The sequence below is a fragment of the Pseudomonas sp. genome (assembly GCF_049300855.1).
Lineage (GTDB): Bacteria > Pseudomonadota > Gammaproteobacteria > Pseudomonadales > Pseudomonadaceae > Aquipseudomonas.
In genome coordinates this window covers 42,434-59,015 of the sequence record NZ_JBAQKH010000014.1, presented here as the reverse complement: position 1 = coordinate 59,015, position 16,582 = coordinate 42,434, and the positions used below count along the sequence as shown (strand labels likewise).

Below are 16,582 nucleotides of genomic sequence, written 5' to 3'. Positions count from 1 at the left end.
GAGCTGGCTTGCCAGCGATGGGGCCAGATCATCCAGCCTCAATGCCCGCCAACCACCATGTGTGTAAACGGCGCCACATACGCCTGCAACGTCACCAGCCCACCCACCAGAATCGCCAGCACAATCGAGTGGAAGAACACATAACGCAGAATCTCGCCCTCATGCCCATACCAGCGAGTCGCGGTGGAGGCGACCACGATCGACTGCGCATCGACCATTTTGCCCATCACCCCGCCAGAGCTGTTCGCCGCCGCCATCAGGATCGGGCTGATCCCCAATTGTTCCGAGGTAACCCGTTGCAAGCCGCCAAACAACACGTTCGACGCCGTATCGGAACCGGTCAACGCCACCCCCAGCCAACCGAGCAGCGTGCCGAACATCGGGTAGAAAATCCCCGTCGCCGCAAACGCCAGCCCCATGGTTGCGTCGAGTCCCGAATAGCGCGTGAGAAACCCCAGCGCCAGCATCGCCGCAATGGTGATCAGCGAAAACCGCACCACCCACAACGTGCGCAGGTATTGCTTGATCAGTTGCGGGATCGAATAGCCCATCAGCAAACCACCGACGATCGCCGCCAGCAGAATCCCGCTGCCGGTGGCGGTGAACCAGGTGAATTTGTACACCGCTTCTTCCGCTTTCGGCGCGGCAACCACGGGCGGGACTTTTTCGATCTGTAGGTGCAGGGTGGTGAAGGTCACCGCCGGCGCGAAGATCGGATTGGCTTCATTCAGCGGTTTACCTGTGAGGTCGAGTTTGGCCGAGTGCGTAACCGGATCGATCGCCGGGCGCACATCGAACATATTCTTGAAGCCCTGCGTGCCCCAGGCAAACACGAACACGGTGAGGATGATCCACGGCATCCACGCACGCATGACCGCCGGGCGCGCCTGATCGCTGAACGCGGCGCTGGCGGTGACTTTTTCTTCTTCGACTTTGGAGTTGTCGACGCGCCCTGACAGCGCTGCCGAGGTGTGAATGGTCGCCGGTTTCCACACCTTCAAAAACAACGTCAGACAGGCCATGGAAATCAGCGCGGCAATCACGTCCACCAGCATCGGCCCGTGGTAGTTCGACACCAGAAACTGCGGCACGGCGAAACTCACCCCGGCCACCAGAATCGCCGGCCAGATCTCCAGCATCTTGCGCCACCCGGCGAACGCCCAGATCAACCAGAACGGCACCAGCACCGAGAAGAACGGCAACTGCCGACCGACCATCATTGACAGTTCCATTTCATCCAGGCCGGTAACCTTGGCCAGCGTGATAATCGGTGTGCCCAACGCGCCGAACGCCACCGGTGCCGTGTTGGCAATCAGCGCCAGACCGGACGCGGCCAACGGCGAGAAGCCGAGACCAATCAGAATTGCCCCGGTCACCGCTACCGGCGTGCCGAATCCCGCCGCACCCTCGAAAAACGCACCGAAGCAGAAGGCGATCAGCAGCAACTGCAAGCGGCGGTCATCGGTGATCCGCGCGAGAGAATCCTGCAGCACTTTGAACGAGCCGTTCTCGGTAGTCAGGCGATGCAGAAAGATGATGTTGAGGACGATCCAGCCGATCGGCAGCAAGCCGTTCGCCGCCCCGAACAATGCCGCGGAACCGGCCATGCTCGCCGGCATGCCGAAGGCGAAGATCGAGATCAGCAGGGCGGAAGCCAGCGCCAGCAACGCCGCCAGATGCGCCTTGACGTGGAAGAACGCCAGCGTCGCGAGCATCACCACCACCGGCACGGCGGCCATGAGCGTGGAGATTACCGGGTTGCCGAACGGGTCATAGATTTGCTGCCAGACCATGGTCCACCTCTGCTTGTTGTTATTGAGGGCGCAGATCCATTGCGTGGGGCTTGGTTGCAAGGAGTATAGGTGGCATTTCGCCGCTGCTCGGGTGGGGCGGGCAGGGTGACCAACGGTCGGTAGTGCAGACGCGGGGGGAGTGGACGCAATGATGGCAATTCAGTAGCATCGCCGTTTTTTTGCCCCGTCTCCCCAAGGATGATCATGTCTGTCGCTTTGCTGTTGCGCCGTTCACCCGTTGTTATCGGTGCCGTTCTGTCGGGCCTCCTGGCGTCGGGATGTACCCAGATGGGCACTTATCAGGATTCGGCCGCACCTGATGCCGCCAAGCTGCGCTTTGTCGCCAGCACCGATAACGCTTCGGTGGATTACTACGATGCAGAGCATTGCGATGGCCAGACCACCGGCTTGCTCAACAACCTGTTCATCGTCGACAGCACGCGCCGAGTCGGCATGAGTGTGGCGCCACCGGAAAAGGCCAAGAGCTACCTGGAAATCAAACTGCCGCCCGACAAGGACATGTACCTGAAGGTCAACACCCAGACCGGTTATGCCGTGTGCGGGTCGGGTTTCAGCTTCAAACCTCAGCGCGATACAGAATACGAGCTGACCTTCGACCTCAAGGGGCGCCAGTGTTCGACACTGATGCAGCGTGTGCAGCGCATCGATGGCAAGGACGTGCGCACACCGATCCTGATGAAACGCGAGGGCCTGGCGGCCTGTGCCGGGCGCAACCCGATCTTTCCCAAACCGCCAGTGCTGCTGCCGGATACGCCGGAACGTACGGTGATGATCGATCGCATCGTCAATGGCAGTCTCTTCGTGGTGATGAAATCCGAAGCGAAGAAGCCGGTCTCGACGACGTTTACGCCGCAAAAGCTCGATGCCCTGGTCAGCGAACGCAAGGCGAAAATGGGCTTTGAACTGCCAGACGATTACTGGGCGCTGTACCGCCAGAATCTGGCCGAATTCAACAATGAGAGTTCGGCGATTGCCGACGAGGCGATCACCCGTTCCAGCGACGAGTATCGCAAGCGCCTGCGCAGTATCGACGACAAGCGCCTGAAAGAATGGTCTGCCGTCGACGGTACTTCCGGCAAGCGTAGCAACGCGGCGCCGACCGACATGGAAACCGACATGATCATGTACTACTTCCAGTCGTCCAAGGAAATCATGGCCGAATCCGTCATGCGCCATCTCGACCGCATGGCCAAAATGGATGCGCAGTACAACGTCTGCTCGCGTTATGCCGAGTGCTGGAAGCGCTGAACGGCGCAACCCTGATGTGAAAAAGCCCACTGCGCCGAAATGGCCAGTGGGCTTTTTAGTGCGTGCTGCAATTAAAAACGAGCGCTCGCCCGGACGCTGGATCGCGCAGGCACAGCGGCCTCGATGTCCAGCAAATGGGTGGCGAGAATGTCGCTCAGAAAACGGAACTGATCGTTGATGCCGACCACTTCATTGCTGAAGTGATTGATGGCGGCGGGCATCAGCAGATCTTCGAAAGCTTCGTTGAATACCAGTGCCTGCGCTTTGTGCGACACGACGTGCTGGTCGTAATAGTTGCTGCCGAACACCGGGAAACTCACGGAGAGTGTGACGTGGGTGTGAATCATGCTGTGAACTCCTCGTTGTGTCTCGGATGGCTTAATCGTGCCTTTGATGGGCGGTGGGCGGAAGGCAATCGTCGCGATGGTGAATATCGATGGCATTGATGGTGGGGTTTTTGGGGGTGTTGCTGATGGCCTCATCGCTGGCAAGCCAGCTCCCACAGGTTCTGAGGTGATCACAAAATCTGCGGCCGCTGGAAATCCTTGTGGGAGCTGGCTTGCCAGCGATGAGGCCAGTACATCCAGCATCAGGCTCAATTGACCCACCTATACTCAAATCTGCCTCCCACTCATCTCAAGGAAACCGCCACCGTGAACCCGCGTGCGCTGCTCGTCGCCGCACTGTTGTTGCTGGCCGGCTGCGCCACCCCGGCGCGGGCCCCGGTGTCAGCGCCGCAGGCCGTGGTGGTGTCGCCGGCAACCTGGCAGCAGATCGACCGGGAAATCGTCAGCGCTTCGCAGCAGTCCACCGAGCAAGTCAAAGTCTTTGCCCGGGGTTCGATGGAACATTGGCGCACTCGCGTCTATCAGCAAACTGAAGAAAATTTCATCCCGTGGTTCAGTAGCTACTGGACCCAGGAATGGCTGTCGATGAAGGTCAGTTGGTACACGATCGATGCCGGTGGCGAACAGGACGCCTCGGCCAAGCGGCTGGCGGCGTATCTGCTTGAGCAATATCAGGAAAGGGTGCTGGCGCCGGTCGCGGTGGAGATCGATCCGGATGCGATTCTCGGCCAGGCCACAGCGTTCTACGCGCAACTGATGGCGCAGCAGATGTCGCTCATCGCCCAGCGCCACGGTGTGCCTGTTGCGCAACTCAATGGGCGTTTGCAGAAGATCCCGGCCATCGCTCTCGGCCCGCCACCGGCGCGGGATGCTTCGTTGTATCAGGTCATCAGCACCGAGCCGTTGAATACGCTGCCGGCCTACGCCGCGCTGATCGACAAGATCCACACCGAGGGAGGCGCCAAGGGTATTGCCTCGACCGATGCCGGCATGGCGCCGGTGGCCAAGCGCGCCAGCCAACGCATGGAAGCGGAAATGGCCCCGCGCGGTGCCGCCAGTGCGGTCGCTGCCGCCGCAGGGAAACTGGCGGGAGGTTTGATTTCGATCGGTGTGGCGGGCATTCGCGCGATCATCCAGGCCAATGACCGGCCTGACAGTGAAGCGTTGATTCGTAACAGTCTGGGCAGCACCTTCGACAAGGCCTGGCTGAAACTGGTGCAGAACCCGACGACTGGCGTAATGGCCGGCACGTTGCACATGGCCGGGCAGGTTGAGCGCAATTTGGCCGTCGAGGATGAACCGCCGGTCGGCTTGGGCGTGAATCCTGTCGAATGGCAGCCGCCGCAATCGACTAACCAGCAGATCGAACCCAACGTGCAAGGAGAGTGACATGGCTTATATCGATATTTTCGTAGCGCCGGTGCCGACTGCCAATCATGAGCAGTACAAAAAGCACTGCGCAATCGCGGCGAAACTGTTCAAGGAATACGGTGCACAGGATGTGATTCAGTGCTGGGGTGATGACGTGCCGGATGGCAAGGTCACCTCATTTCCGATGGCAGTAAAACTCAAGGAAGGCGAAACGGTGTCGGCCGGCTGGCTGATCTGGCCCGACAAAGCCACCCGTGATGCCGGCATGGCCAAAATGATGGACGACCCGCGCATGCAACCGGACGTCAACCCGATGGGGTTTGATGGCCAGCGGATGATCTTTGGTGGCTTCAAGAACATCCTTGAACCCTGAAGCCAGCGCAAATATCTTGTAGGAGTGTTCACTCCGAGGGGGTGATGCGGCAGCTTTTGCGATCGCGAATCTGCTCGTCCGTCGGGCGTTCGCGGACGAATTCGAAACGCGGCTCACCCTCGCTGTAATGCACCAGCCAGCCCCATTCCAGTTCCTTCTCATCCTGCCCGGGATTCGGGGGGCGCGCCCACCAGGGTTCTTTGCTGAGGATCTCGCGCATGGCGGCCTCCGGTTGATGGCAATCCTTGAACTATAGCTTCCTGTCACGAGTCGTCTGATCAGGCTGTGTAGAATCCGGCGGATCACGATGAACAGGGGAGCAGGGCCATGACCGATGAAGCGAAGCGACTGTTTTTCGCCCTCGATTGCCCTCCGGCGCTACGTAAGGCGATCGCTCAGTGGCGCGGGGAGTTGGGTTTGCGCACTGGTAAGCCGGTGCCTGCGGACAACTTTCACCTGACGCTGCTGTTTCTTGGCGCGGTGCCGTTGGCGCAGATCAATGAAGTCTGCGAGGCGGCCGGGCAAGTGCGCACACCGGGTGAGGCGTTGAAGATTTCGCTGGATCGTCTGCAGGTCTGGCATCGCGCCGGGGTGTTGTCGCTGGCGCCAGAGCAGGCGCCGCAGGCGTTGTTGCGACTGGTCTATGCGCTGGAGCAGGCGATGTTGCCGTTTGGCTTTGAAGAGACGCCACGCGAGTTTCGCCCGCACCTGACGCTGGCCCGTGAGTACCGTGCGCCGGAGCCGGAATCCGCCACGCCGCCGGAGTTCTTCCTGCGCGCCGAACGTTTTGCGTTGTTCGAATCGCACAAGGGGCGCTATCGGATTCTGCAAGATTGGTCGTTGATCTGAGCGCACAAAAAAAGGCGCCCGAAGGCGCCTGAGAATTCACCTGAACCGAGGAAGCCAGGTGAGGCCGTTCATAGCAGGGTGCAGCGGTGGTAAGGCGCTGCGTGAACGGGAAATCAATGAATTATTTAAGCTAAGAAAATCCTGGGCCTGGCACTGTCTGAATGTGATCTCAAAACCCTGTGGGAGCTGGCTTGCCAGCGATGGGGTCAGCACATCCGAAATACCTTTGCCTGACCCTCCGTCATCGCTGGCAAGCCAGCTCCCACAGGTTCATCGTGTTGTTGGAATTCCAACTCCGTAGTCTTACTTACCGAGTTTCACCCGGGTCCAGCCACGGGTCATGATTCGTTGCGTGGCAATCGGCTGATCCGGCACCGCATACAGTGTCGCCATCACCGCTTGCGACGGGTACGAACCCGGGTCGTTGCGGATCGCTTCATCCACCAGTGGCGTCGCCGCCGCGTTGGCGTTGCTGTAGCCGTTGCTGTTGGTGATCTCGGCGATGATGTCCGGACGCATCAGAAAATCCATGAACAGGTAAGCGTTCTCGACGTTCGCCGCATCGCGCGGGATGGCGACCATGTCGTAGAAGCTGCCGGCGCCTTCCTTGGGAATGCTGTAATCGATCACCACGTTGTTGCCCGATTCCACCGCGCGGGCCTTGGCCTGCAGCACGTCGCCGGAGTAACCGACCGCCACGCAGATGTTGCCGTTGGCCAGATCGGAGATGTATTTCGAGGAATGGAAATACGCCACGTTCGGGCGGATCTTCATGAACAGCGCCTCGGCTTCCTTGATGTGCGCGGTGTCCCTGTCGTTCACCGGGTAACCCAGGTAGTGCAGGGCAGCCGGGATCATTTCCGTCGGCGAATCGAGGAAACTGATGCCGCAGGCTTTGAGTTTTTCAGCGTTTTCCGGTTTGAACAACAAGTCCCAGGAATTGGTCGGGGCGTTGGCGCCGAGCACTTCCTTGACCTTGGCCGGGTTGAAACCGATGCCGATCGAGCCCCACATGTACGGGAACGCGTGGGCGTTGTCCGGATCACTGGCGGCGGCGTTTTTCAGCAGCACCGGGTTGAGATTCTTCCAGTTCGGCAGCTTCGATTTGTCCAGCGTCTGATAGACGCCAGCCTTGATCTGCTTGGCCAGGAAACTGTTCGACGGCACGACCAGGTCGTAGCCGGATTTGCCCGCCAGCAAGCGCGCCTCAAGGGTCTCGTTGCTGTCGAAGACGTCGTAGGTCACGCGGATGCCGGTCTCGTCTTCGAACTTCTTGACGGTGTCCGGCGCGATGTAATCGGACCAGTTGTAAACACGCAGCACCTTGTCGTTGGCCTGGGCGCCCATGACCATTGCGCCCATTAAGGACAGTGTCAGCAGAGTCCTGCCAAACATTTTCATCGGTACAACTCCATTCTTTTTATTCACGTTACGCAAAGCCCCCTAGCCCTAGCCCTCTCCCGAGGGAGAGGGCTAGGGATACAGGTTAAGCAGTGGCTGCGGATTGCTGAGGTTGCCACGACTCGTTCGCCGTCTGATCCATCGCTTCCTGAATCGCTTTTTTGCGGTTGGCTTCTGCCTTGCGGCCGAAGTACCAGACCAGGAAGGTCACCAGCGACACCGCCAGCAGAATCAGGCTGGCCACGGCGTTGATCTCAGGCTTCACGCCCAGTCGCACCGCCGAGAACACTTCCATCGGCAGCGTGGTCGAACCCGGCCCGGAGACGAAGCTGGCCAACACCAAGTCATCCAGCGACAAGGCGAACGACATCATCCCGCCCGCCGCCAGCGACGGCGCGATCATTGGAATGGTGATCAGGAAAAACACCTTGAACGGCTTCGCACCGAGATCCATCGCCGCTTCTTCGATCGACAAATCCAGCTCACGCAGGCGCGCGGAGACTACCACCGCCACATAGGCTGCACAAAACGTGGTGTGGGCGATCCAGATCGTGACGATGCCACGTTCCTGCGGCCAGCCGATCAGTTGCGCCATGGCCACGAACAGCAGCAACAGCGACAGACCGGTGATCACCTCAGGCATCACCAACGGCGCAGTGACCAGACCACCAAACAGCGTGCGACCCTTGAAGCGCGTGACGCGGGTCAGTACGAAAGCGGCGAGGGTGCCCAACGCTACAGCGGCGATCGCGGTGTAGCAGGCGATTTCCAGCGAGCGCACCACCGAGCCCATCAGTTGCGTGTTGTCGAGCAAACCGACGTACCACTTCACCGACCAGCCGCCCCACACCGTCACCAGTTTGGATGCGTTGAACGAGTAGATCACCAGAATCAGCATCGGCAGATAAATGAACATCAGACCGAAGATCAGCATGAACTTGGAAAAACCGAAGCGTTTCATCCCCGTGCCTCCATCTCTTTGGCCTGGCTGCGGTTGAACAGCAGAATCGGCACAATCAGGATCAACAGCATCACCACCGCCAAGGCAGACGCCACCGGCCAGTCGCGGTTATTGAAGAACTCTTGCCACAGCACGCGACCGATCATCAGCGTCTCCGGGCCACCCAACAGTTCCGGGATCACGAACTCGCCGACCACCGGAATGAACACCAGCATGCAGCCGGCAATAATTCCGTTCTTGGCCAGCGGCACGGTGATTTTCCAGAAGTTGTTGAAGTTGCTCGAGCCCAGATCCTGCGCGGCTTCCAGCAGGCTGCCATCGTGCTTGACGAGGTTGGCGTACAGCGGCAGCACCATGAACGGCAAATACGCGTACACGACCCCTATATAGACCGCCGTGTTGGTGTTGAGGATCTCGATCGGGTGATCGGTCAGTCCCGTCCACATCAGAAACGCGTTGAGCAAACCGTTGTTGCTGAGGATGCCCATCCACGCATATACGCGGATCAGGATCGCGGTCCAGGTCGGCATCATGATCAACAGCAGCAGGACGTTTTGCGTTTCCTTGCCGGTCTTGGTGATCGCGTAAGCCATCGGGAAACCGATCAGCAGGCACATCATCGTGCTCAGCGCCGCGACCTTCAGCGAACCGAGGTAGGCCGACAGGTACAGCTCGTCTTCGCCGAGCATGGTGTAGTTGCCGATGTTCAGCATCAGCTGGAATTTCTGTTCGGCGTAGGTGTAGATCTCCGAGTACGGCGGGATCGACAGCGCGGCTTCCGAGAAGCTGATCTTCATCACCAGGAAGAACGGCAGCATGAAGAACAGGAACAGCCAGATGAACGGAATACCGATCACCAGTTTTCGCCCGCTGGGCACCAGGCGCAGGAATTGCTGATTGAAGGTTCTCATGAGCGCAGTACCACGCCGCTGTCATCTTCCCACCACACGTAGACTTTGTCGTCCCAGGTCGGACGTGCGCCACGGCGTTCGGCGTTGGCCATGAACGACTGGACGATTTTGCCGCCGGGCAGTTCGACGTAGAACACCGAGTGGCCGCCGAGGTAGGCGATGTCATGTACCTTGCCTTCGGACCAGTTGTAGCGGAACTCAGGTTTGGTGGTGCTGACGAGCATTTTTTCCGGACGGATCGCGTAGGTGACCGACTTGTCCTGCACCGAGGTGCTGACGCCGTGGCCGACGTAGATCTTCTGTTCCAGGTCCGGGCTGTGGATGATCGCGTGACCTTCAAGGTCTTCCACCACGGTGCCGTCGAAGGCGTTCACGTTGCCGATGAATTCGCAGACCATGCGGCTGACCGGCGCTTCATAGATGTCGATCGGGCTGCCGATCTGCGCGATCCAGCCCAGGTGCATGATCGCGATGCGCTCGGCCATGGTCATGGCCTCTTCCTGGTCGTGGGTCACCATCACGCACGTCACGCCGACGCGTTCGATGATCTGCACCAGTTCCAGTTGCATCTGCGAACGCAGCTTTTTATCCAGCGCGCCCATCGGCTCGTCGAGCAGCAACAGCTTCGGACGCTTGGCCAGCGAGCGGGCGAGGGCGACGCGCTGACGCTGGCCGCCAGACAACTGATGCGGACGGCGTTTGGCGTATTGGGTCATGTGCACCAGACGCAGCATTTCATCGACACGGGCATCGATTTCACTGGCCGGCAAACGGTCCTGCTTGAGGCCGAAGGCGATGTTTTGCGCGACGGTCATGTGTGGGAACAGCGCGTAGGACTGGAACATCATGTTGATCGGCCGCTCGTACGGCGGCATGTCGGTGATGTCCACGCCGTCGAGCAGAATCCGCCCTTCAGTCGGACGCTCGAAACCGGCGAGCATGCGCAGCAGGGTCGATTTGCCCGAACCGGAGCCGCCGAGCAAGGCGAAAATTTCGCCCTGATGGATCTCCAGGGACACATCGTCCACGGCCACGGTTTCGTCGAACTTCTTGGTGACACGGTCGACTTTCACCAGAACCTTTTTCGGTTGCTGATGACCTTCAAGTGCCTTCCTGTAAGTGCTGGAGGCGTTTGCCATGTGAAACTCCCAACAGGTTTCGTTCGCCGGGCCAATGTGGCCGGGCTTAAGTGGATTGCAAGCCTGCAAGCGCAGCCCCGGTCGAATCGCCGCAATACCCTGTGGGAGCTGGCTTGCCAGCGATGGCGGTGGGTCAGTCACCCCTAATGTTGAAGGTGACGGCCTCATCGCTGGCAAGCCAGCTCCCACAGGGTTTTGCATTGTTCCGACAGGTATTGCACTTACCGATCCGGCTTGGTCGGCGCCGCCGTCCTGGCTGCCTGGGTCGTACTTGTTGTTATTACGGGTGTTGCTGTTCACGAATGACGGATGCGCAAAGGCACACCCGACATCCATGGGGGCAGTAAATCGTTGTGATCTTTGGGTTGTGTCAGCGCTGGTTGCGTCGCGCCGCCCGTTGCCGGCAAGCCGCGCCGAATGCCTGGAAAATCTTCAGGTAGTTCGGGTTGTCGAGCACTTGCCATTCCGGGTGCCATTGCACGCCGAGGGCGAAGGTCGGGCTGTGTTCGACCGAGACCGCCTCGATCAGACCGTCCGGCGCCAGCGCTTCGGCACGCAGGCCGGGGGCGAGGCGGTTGATGCCCTGGCTGTGAATCGAGTTGACCTGGAACTCGCCCGGCAGCTCCAACGCCTCAAACACGCCGCCGCCCAATACCGTTACGGCGTGAGCCGGTGCGTATTGCACGGCCACATCAGGGCTGTCGGCTTCGCGGTGATCGAGCATGCCCGGCAACTCATGCACCTTCTGATGCAGGCTGCCGCCGAACGCCACGTTCATTTCCTGGAAGCCGCGGCAAATGCCGAGCACCGGAACGCCCGCCGCGATGGCTGCACGCAATAAAGGAAGGGTGGTGGCATCCCGCGCGGGATCGTGATCCGTGCCGGGGGCGCTGGCCGGGCCTTGATAGTGGAAAGGTTCCACGTTGGAAGGCGAGCCGGTCAGCAGCAGACCGTCGAGTTGACCGAGCAGGTCTTCGATTTCAGTCAGGTTGCCAAGGGAAGGAATGACCACTGGCAACCCGTTAGCGCCAACGCTGACAGCACGTACGTACTTGTCGCCGCTGATGTGATAGGGGTGCAGGCCAATCTGTTTGACGCACGCAGTAACGCCGATCAATGGCTTGAATGCCATTTTTATTCACCTCGAAGTTTGACACTTGAACGAGCTTTTCCGGAGCTTAGCCTCGTTGATTTTAATTAACAACTGCCATGTAAAAAATTCTAAACGCCGTTCATCATATCTTCATGATTCTCGGGGCTCTGGCGCCTGTATTGGCACGCAAGTGTTAAAAAAAGCCCGAAAAATAAACCCTGAGCGGTCATCTGTTCGCTATTGACTTCACTTTGCCGTTCGGGTTGACTGGCTCGGCGAAACAGTAGTGAACATAATAATTAACAGCTAAATAGGTGCATCATGTCGGTCCCTCTGCGTACCGTTCAACTCAACGAAGCAAACGCATTCCTTAAGAAATATCCTGAGGTTTTGTACGTCGACCTTCTGATTGCGGATATGAACGGTGTGGTGCGCGGCAAGCGCATCGAACGCACCAGTCTTCATAAGGTTTACGAGAAAGGCATCAACCTGCCGGCCTCGCTTTTCGCGCTCGACATCAATGGCTCCACGGTGGAAAGCACCGGCCTGGGTCTGGACATCGGCGACGCTGACCGTATTTGCTACCCCATCCCCGGCACCCTGAGCATCGAGCCGTGGCAGAAGCGCCCCACCGCACAACTTCTAATGACCATGCACGAGATCGAAGGCCAGCCGTTCTTCGCTGACCCGCGTGAAGTGCTGGCTAACGTTGTGCGCAAATTCGACGACCTCGGCCTGACCATCTGCGCGGCGTTCGAACTCGAGTTTTATCTGATCGACCAGGACAACGTGAACGGCCGTCCGCAATCGCCACGTTCGCCAGTCTCCGGCAAGCGTCCGGTGTCGACTCAGGTGTACCTGATCGACGATCTCGACGAATACGTCGACTGCCTGCAAGACATCCTCGAAGGCGCGAAAGAGCAGGGCATCCCGGCTGACGCGATCGTCAAGGAAAGCGCCCCGGCGCAGTTCGAAGTCAACCTGCATCACGTCTCCGACCCGATCAAGGCGTGCGACTACGCCGTCCTGCTCAAGCGTCTGGTGAAGAACATCGCCTACGACCACGAGATGGACACCACCTTCATGGCCAAGCCGTACCCGGGCCAGGCGGGCAACGGACTGCACGTACACATTTCGATCCTGGACAAAGAAGGCAACAACATCTTCGCCAGCGAGGATCCCGAGCAGAACGCCGCACTGCGTCACGCGATCGGCGGTGTGCTGGAGACCCTGCCTGCGCAAATGGCGTTCCTCTGCCCGAACGTCAACTCGTACCGTCGCTTTGGCGCACAGTTCTACGTACCGAACTCGCCGAGCTGGGGCATCGACAACCGCACCGTTGCGGTCCGTGTGCCAACCGGTTCGGCCGACGCTGTGCGTATCGAGCATCGCGTTGCTGGCGCTGACGCCAACCCGTACCTGCTGATGGCTTCGGTGCTGGCTGGTATTCACCACGGTCTGACCAATCAGATCGAGCCGGGCGCCCCGGTGGAAGGCAACAGCTACGAGCAGAACGAACAAAGCCTGCCGAACAACCTGCGCGACGCACTGCGCGAGCTGGACGACAGCGAAGTCATGGCCCGCTATATCGACCCGATGTACATCGACGTGTTTGTCGCTTGTAAGGAGAGCGAGCTGGCCGAGTTTGAGAACTCGATCTCGGACCTTGAGTACAACTGGTATCTGCATACGGTGTGATTGGCTGAGGCCCTCAAAAGCTGAAGAGCCCCTCACCCTAACCCTCTCCCGGAGGGAGAGGGGACTGACCGAGTTGTCTTGAGATATTCAGCGACCTGAACGATCCAGCCGATTATGGATTCGGCAAAGATTTTTCAGGTCGGCGGAGATTCTGAGCATCCCCCGATCGGTCCCCTCTACCCCTGGGAGAGGGCTAGGGTGAGGGCAGCCATCTCAAACCAGACACAGCAACCTGACACCCCCAATTCCCCCCTTGTCGAGCCACAACAATGACAACGACCCGCAACGACTGGGAACAACGCTTCCAGTCCCTGACCATCGAAGCCCGCGCGTTCATCAACGGTGAATACCGCCCGGCCATCAGTGGCGACACCTTCGAATGCCTGAGTCCCGTCGACGGCCGTTTCCTCGCCTCCGTGGCCAGCACCGATGAAGCCGACGCCAACCTCGCCGTTGAGGTCGCGCGCCAGTCTTTTGAATCTGGCGTGTGGGCAAAAAAAGCCCCGGCCGAGCGCAAGCGCATCCTGATTCGCTTCGCCGATCTGATCCTGCAGAACCAGGAAGAACTGGCGCTGCTGGAAACCCTCGACATGGGTAAACCGATCAGCGATTCGATGAGCATCGACATCCCGGCGACCGCCAACGCGATCCGCTGGAGCGCCGAAGCCATCGACAAGATCTACGACGAAGTCGCCGCCACCCCGCACGATCAACTCGGTCTCGTCACTCGCGAGCCGTCGGGCGTCGTTGCGGCCATCGTGCCGTGGAACTTCCCGCTGATCATGGCCAGCTGGAAATTCGCCCCGGCGCTGGCAGCGGGCAATTCGTTCATTCTCAAACCTTCGGAAAAATCGCCGCTGACGGCGATCCGCATCGCGCAGTTGGCGCTGGATGCCGGCATTCCGAAAGGCGTGTTCAACGTCTTGCCAGGCTTCGGCCACACCGTCGGCAAGGCGTTGGCGTTGCACATGGACGTCGACGTGCTGGCCTTCACCGGCTCCACGGCGATTGCCAAGCAGCTGATGATTTATGCCGGCCAAAGCAACATGAAACGCGTCTGGCTCGAAGCAGGGGGCAAGAGCCCGAACGTGGTGTTTGCCGACGCACCGGACTTGCGCGCGGCAGCACAAGCAGCGGCCGGCGCCATTGCCTTCAACCAGGGCGAAGTGTGCACCGCCGGTTCGCGCTTGCTGGTCGAGCGTTCGATCCGCGAGCAGTTCATTCCGCTGCTGGTGGAAGCGCTGCAAGCGTGGAAACCGGGTCATTCACTGGATCCGGCAACCACCGTCGGCGCCGTGGTCGATCAGCGTCAACTCGACAACGTGCTGCGCTACATCAGCATCGGTCGCGAGCAGGGCGCCGAGCTGATCGCCGGCGGCCAACGCACCCTCGAAGAAACCGGTGGCCTCTATGTGCAGCCGGCGCTGTTCGACGGCGTGACCAATGCGATGACCATCGCCCAGGAAGAAATCTTCGGCCCGGTGCTGTCGCTGATCACCTTCGACACCGCCGAAGAAGCGCTGCAGATTGCCAACGACAGCATCTTCGGCCTCGCCGCCGGCGTCTGGACCAGCAACCTCAGCAAGGCGCACACCTTCGCCCGTGGCCTGCGTGCCGGCAGCGTCTGGGTCAACCAGTACGACGGCGGCGACATGACCGCACCGTTCGGTGGTTTCAAACAGTCGGGCAACGGCCGCGATAAATCGCTGCACGCGTTCGACAAGTACACCGAGCTGAAAGCGACCTGGATCAAGCTCTGACTCTATTACAGCGGTGGTCGCCGTTTATTGGCGACCCTCGGAGAAACGTATGAAACAGCAACACGTAAACAGCTACTACGCCGCCACTCGCAACGAAGTCATCGACTTCCCGGTTCTGGAAGAGTCGGTCGAGTGCGATGTCTGCATTATCGGCGCCGGTTACACCGGCCTGTCCTCGGCGCTGTTCCTCACCGAAGCGGGCTACAAAGTGACGGTGCTGGAAGCGGCGAAAGTCGGCTACGGCGCCAGCGGTCGCAACGGCGGTCAACTGGTCAACTCCTACAGCCGCGACGTCGACGTGATCGAAGAGCGTTACGGCGACAAGACTGCAGAAATTCTCGGCAGCATGATCTTCGAAGGCGCCGACATCATCCGTTCGCGCATCAAGGAATACGACATCCAATGCGACTACCGCCCGGGCGGTATCTTCGCAGCGATGAACAAGAAACAACTCAACGGTCTGGCTGAGCAGAAGCGTGGCTGGGAACGTTACGGCAACCGCAATCTGAAGATGCTCGACGCGGCTGAGATTCGTCGTGAGGTCGGCTCCGACGCTTATGTTGGCGGTCTGCTCGATATGCAGGGCGGCCACGTTCATCCGTTGAACCTGGCGCTCGGTGAAGCTGCGGCGATTACGCGTTTGGGTGGCAAAATCTACGAGCAGTCGGCTGCCGTGGAAATCAAATACGGCGAACCCAACGTCGTGCGCACCGCCAAAGGTCAGGTACGCGCCAAGTACCTGCTGATCGCTGGTAACGCTTATCTGCCGCAAGGCCTCGACAACCGCGTGACCGCGAAAAGCATGCCGTGCGGCTCGCAGATCGTCGTCACCGAACCGTTGACCGAGAAACAGGCGCGCAGCCTGATCACCAACAACTACTGCGTCGAAGACTGCAACTACCTGCTGGATTACTACCGCCTGACCGCCGATAACCGTTTGCTCTACGGCGGCGGTGTGGTCTACGGCGCACGTGAACCGGACGACATCGAACAACTGATCCGGCCGAAGATCCTCAAGACCTTCCCGCAGCTCAAAGACGTGAAAATCGACTACCGCTGGACCGGCAACTTCCTGCTGACCATGTCCCGCATGCCGCAATTCGGCCGCATCGAGAAAAACGCCTACTACATGCAAGGCTACAGCGGCCACGGCGTCACCTGCTCGCACCTCGCCGGCAAACTGATCTCGGAAATGATCCGCGGCGACGCTGAGCGTTTCGATGCGTTCGCCTCGCTGCCACACATGCCAATGATCGGCGGCCGCACCTTCTCGGCGCCACTGACCGCCCTCGGCGCCGTCTATTACTCACTGCGCGACCGCTTCGGCCTCTAAGTTACCTCCCCGGCGGCGGCCCCCAAGACCCCGCCGGTTTTTCTTATCGCAACACCGCAGATATCCAGATGTGGGAGCTGGCTTGCCAGCGATAGCGGCCGATCAGCAAAAGGGATGTTGAATGTGCCACCCAATCGCTGGCAAGCCAGCTCCCACAGGTTTTGTATTCAACCCAGAATTACCACCGGCAGGTCCATTTCACCCGCCGTCCATCGAACCTGCTGAGCAACACCGGCAAACGTGATTTAATAGCCGCCTTTCACGGTTCCGGGACACGGGAGCAA

15 protein-coding genes are annotated in these 16,582 nt (G+C 59.7%); 7 read left to right on the top strand and 8 right to left on the bottom strand.

Annotation, left to right across the window (positions count from 1 at the left end; all coding sequences use genetic code 11):
• Positions 1–38 precede the first annotated feature (38 nt).
• Entirely contained in the window at positions 39–1,793 is a 1,755-nt protein-coding gene (locus WA225_RS04530) for an L-lactate permease (protein WP_422607009.1), read from the bottom strand.
• A 204-nt stretch (positions 1,794–1,997) separates the two neighbouring features.
• On the opposite strand from WA225_RS04530, the gene WA225_RS04525 reads away from it, so the two are divergent.
• On the top strand, positions 1,998–3,062 hold the full coding sequence (locus WA225_RS04525) for a hypothetical protein (protein WP_422607008.1): 1,065 nt from the start codon (positions 1,998–2,000) through the stop codon (positions 3,060–3,062).
• 71 nt (positions 3,063–3,133) lie between these two features.
• On the opposite strand, the gene WA225_RS04520 is transcribed toward WA225_RS04525, so the two are convergent.
• Positions 3,134–3,409, bottom strand: coding sequence for a hypothetical protein (locus tag WA225_RS04520; RefSeq protein ID WP_422607106.1), 276 nt, complete (start codon positions 3,407–3,409; stop codon positions 3,134–3,136).
• Positions 3,410–3,715: 306 nt separating this feature from the next.
• Here WA225_RS04520 and WA225_RS04515 point away from each other — a divergent pair, with 306 nt between their 5' ends.
• Positions 3,716–4,798 carry a hypothetical protein gene (locus WA225_RS04515; protein WP_422607007.1) on the top strand — a complete coding sequence of 361 codons (1,083 nt, stop codon included), beginning with the start codon at positions 3,716–3,718 and terminating at the stop codon, positions 4,796–4,798.
• 1 nt (position 4,799) lies between these two features.
• Positions 4,800–5,153 carry a DUF1428 domain-containing protein gene (locus WA225_RS04510; RefSeq protein WP_422607006.1) on the top strand — a complete coding sequence of 118 codons (354 nt, stop codon included), beginning with the start codon at positions 4,800–4,802 and terminating at the stop codon, positions 5,151–5,153.
• A gap of 28 nt (positions 5,154–5,181) precedes the next feature.
• On the opposite strand, the gene WA225_RS04505 is transcribed toward WA225_RS04510, so the two are convergent.
• On the bottom strand, positions 5,182–5,373 hold the full coding sequence (locus tag WA225_RS04505; RefSeq protein WP_422607005.1) for a hypothetical protein: 192 nt from the start codon (positions 5,371–5,373) through the stop codon (positions 5,182–5,184).
• A 107-nt stretch (positions 5,374–5,480) separates the two neighbouring features.
• Between WA225_RS04505 and thpR the strand changes: the two genes are divergently transcribed.
• Positions 5,481–6,002, top strand: a complete 522-nt coding sequence (thpR, locus tag WA225_RS04500) for an RNA 2',3'-cyclic phosphodiesterase (protein WP_422607004.1) — start codon at positions 5,481–5,483, stop codon at positions 6,000–6,002.
• A 303-nt stretch (positions 6,003–6,305) separates the two neighbouring features.
• Here the strand turns inward: thpR and WA225_RS04495 are convergent, their stop codons facing one another.
• The 5 genes from WA225_RS04495 to WA225_RS04475 all read right to left on the bottom strand — a co-directional run bounded on the left by WA225_RS04495 (position 6,306) and on the right by WA225_RS04475 (position 11,546).
• Positions 6,306–7,403, bottom strand: a complete 1,098-nt coding sequence (locus WA225_RS04495) for a polyamine ABC transporter substrate-binding protein (protein WP_123594281.1) — start codon at positions 7,401–7,403, stop codon at positions 6,306–6,308.
• A gap of 85 nt (positions 7,404–7,488) precedes the next feature.
• Entirely contained in the window at positions 7,489–8,364 is an 876-nt protein-coding gene (locus WA225_RS04490; RefSeq protein WP_064120851.1) for an ABC transporter permease subunit, read from the bottom strand.
• Positions 8,361–9,275, bottom strand: a complete 915-nt coding sequence (locus tag WA225_RS04485; protein WP_034155532.1) for an ABC transporter permease subunit — start codon at positions 9,273–9,275, stop codon at positions 8,361–8,363. The genes WA225_RS04490 and WA225_RS04485 overlap by 4 nt, the downstream gene beginning before the upstream one ends.
• A complete protein-coding gene (locus WA225_RS04480; protein ID WP_160058510.1) occupies positions 9,272–10,414 on the bottom strand; it encodes an ABC transporter ATP-binding protein in 1,143 nt (380 codons plus the stop codon). The genes WA225_RS04485 and WA225_RS04480 overlap by 4 nt, the downstream gene beginning before the upstream one ends.
• 370 nt (positions 10,415–10,784) lie before the next feature.
• Positions 10,785–11,546 (bottom strand): gamma-glutamyl-gamma-aminobutyrate hydrolase family protein, encoded by a 762-nt coding sequence (locus WA225_RS04475; protein WP_422607003.1) that lies wholly within the window; start codon positions 11,544–11,546, stop codon positions 10,785–10,787.
• Between the two features lie 282 nt (positions 11,547–11,828).
• Between WA225_RS04475 and WA225_RS04470 the strand changes: the two genes are divergently transcribed.
• The 3 genes from WA225_RS04470 (at position 11,829) to WA225_RS04460 (ending at position 16,298) form a co-directional block, all read left to right on the top strand.
• The gene (locus WA225_RS04470) at positions 11,829–13,205 is read left to right on the top strand and encodes a glutamine synthetase family protein (protein ID WP_007918694.1); all 1,377 of its coding nucleotides are present in this window, start codon (positions 11,829–11,831) and stop codon (positions 13,203–13,205) included.
• A gap of 269 nt (positions 13,206–13,474) precedes the next feature.
• Positions 13,475–14,965, top strand: coding sequence for an aldehyde dehydrogenase (locus tag WA225_RS04465; protein WP_064389317.1), 1,491 nt, complete (start codon positions 13,475–13,477; stop codon positions 14,963–14,965).
• Positions 14,966–15,014: 49 nt separating this feature from the next.
• Positions 15,015–16,298, top strand: a complete 1,284-nt coding sequence (locus WA225_RS04460; RefSeq protein WP_322843905.1) for an FAD-binding oxidoreductase — start codon at positions 15,015–15,017, stop codon at positions 16,296–16,298.
• Positions 16,299–16,582: the final 284 nt, after the last annotated feature.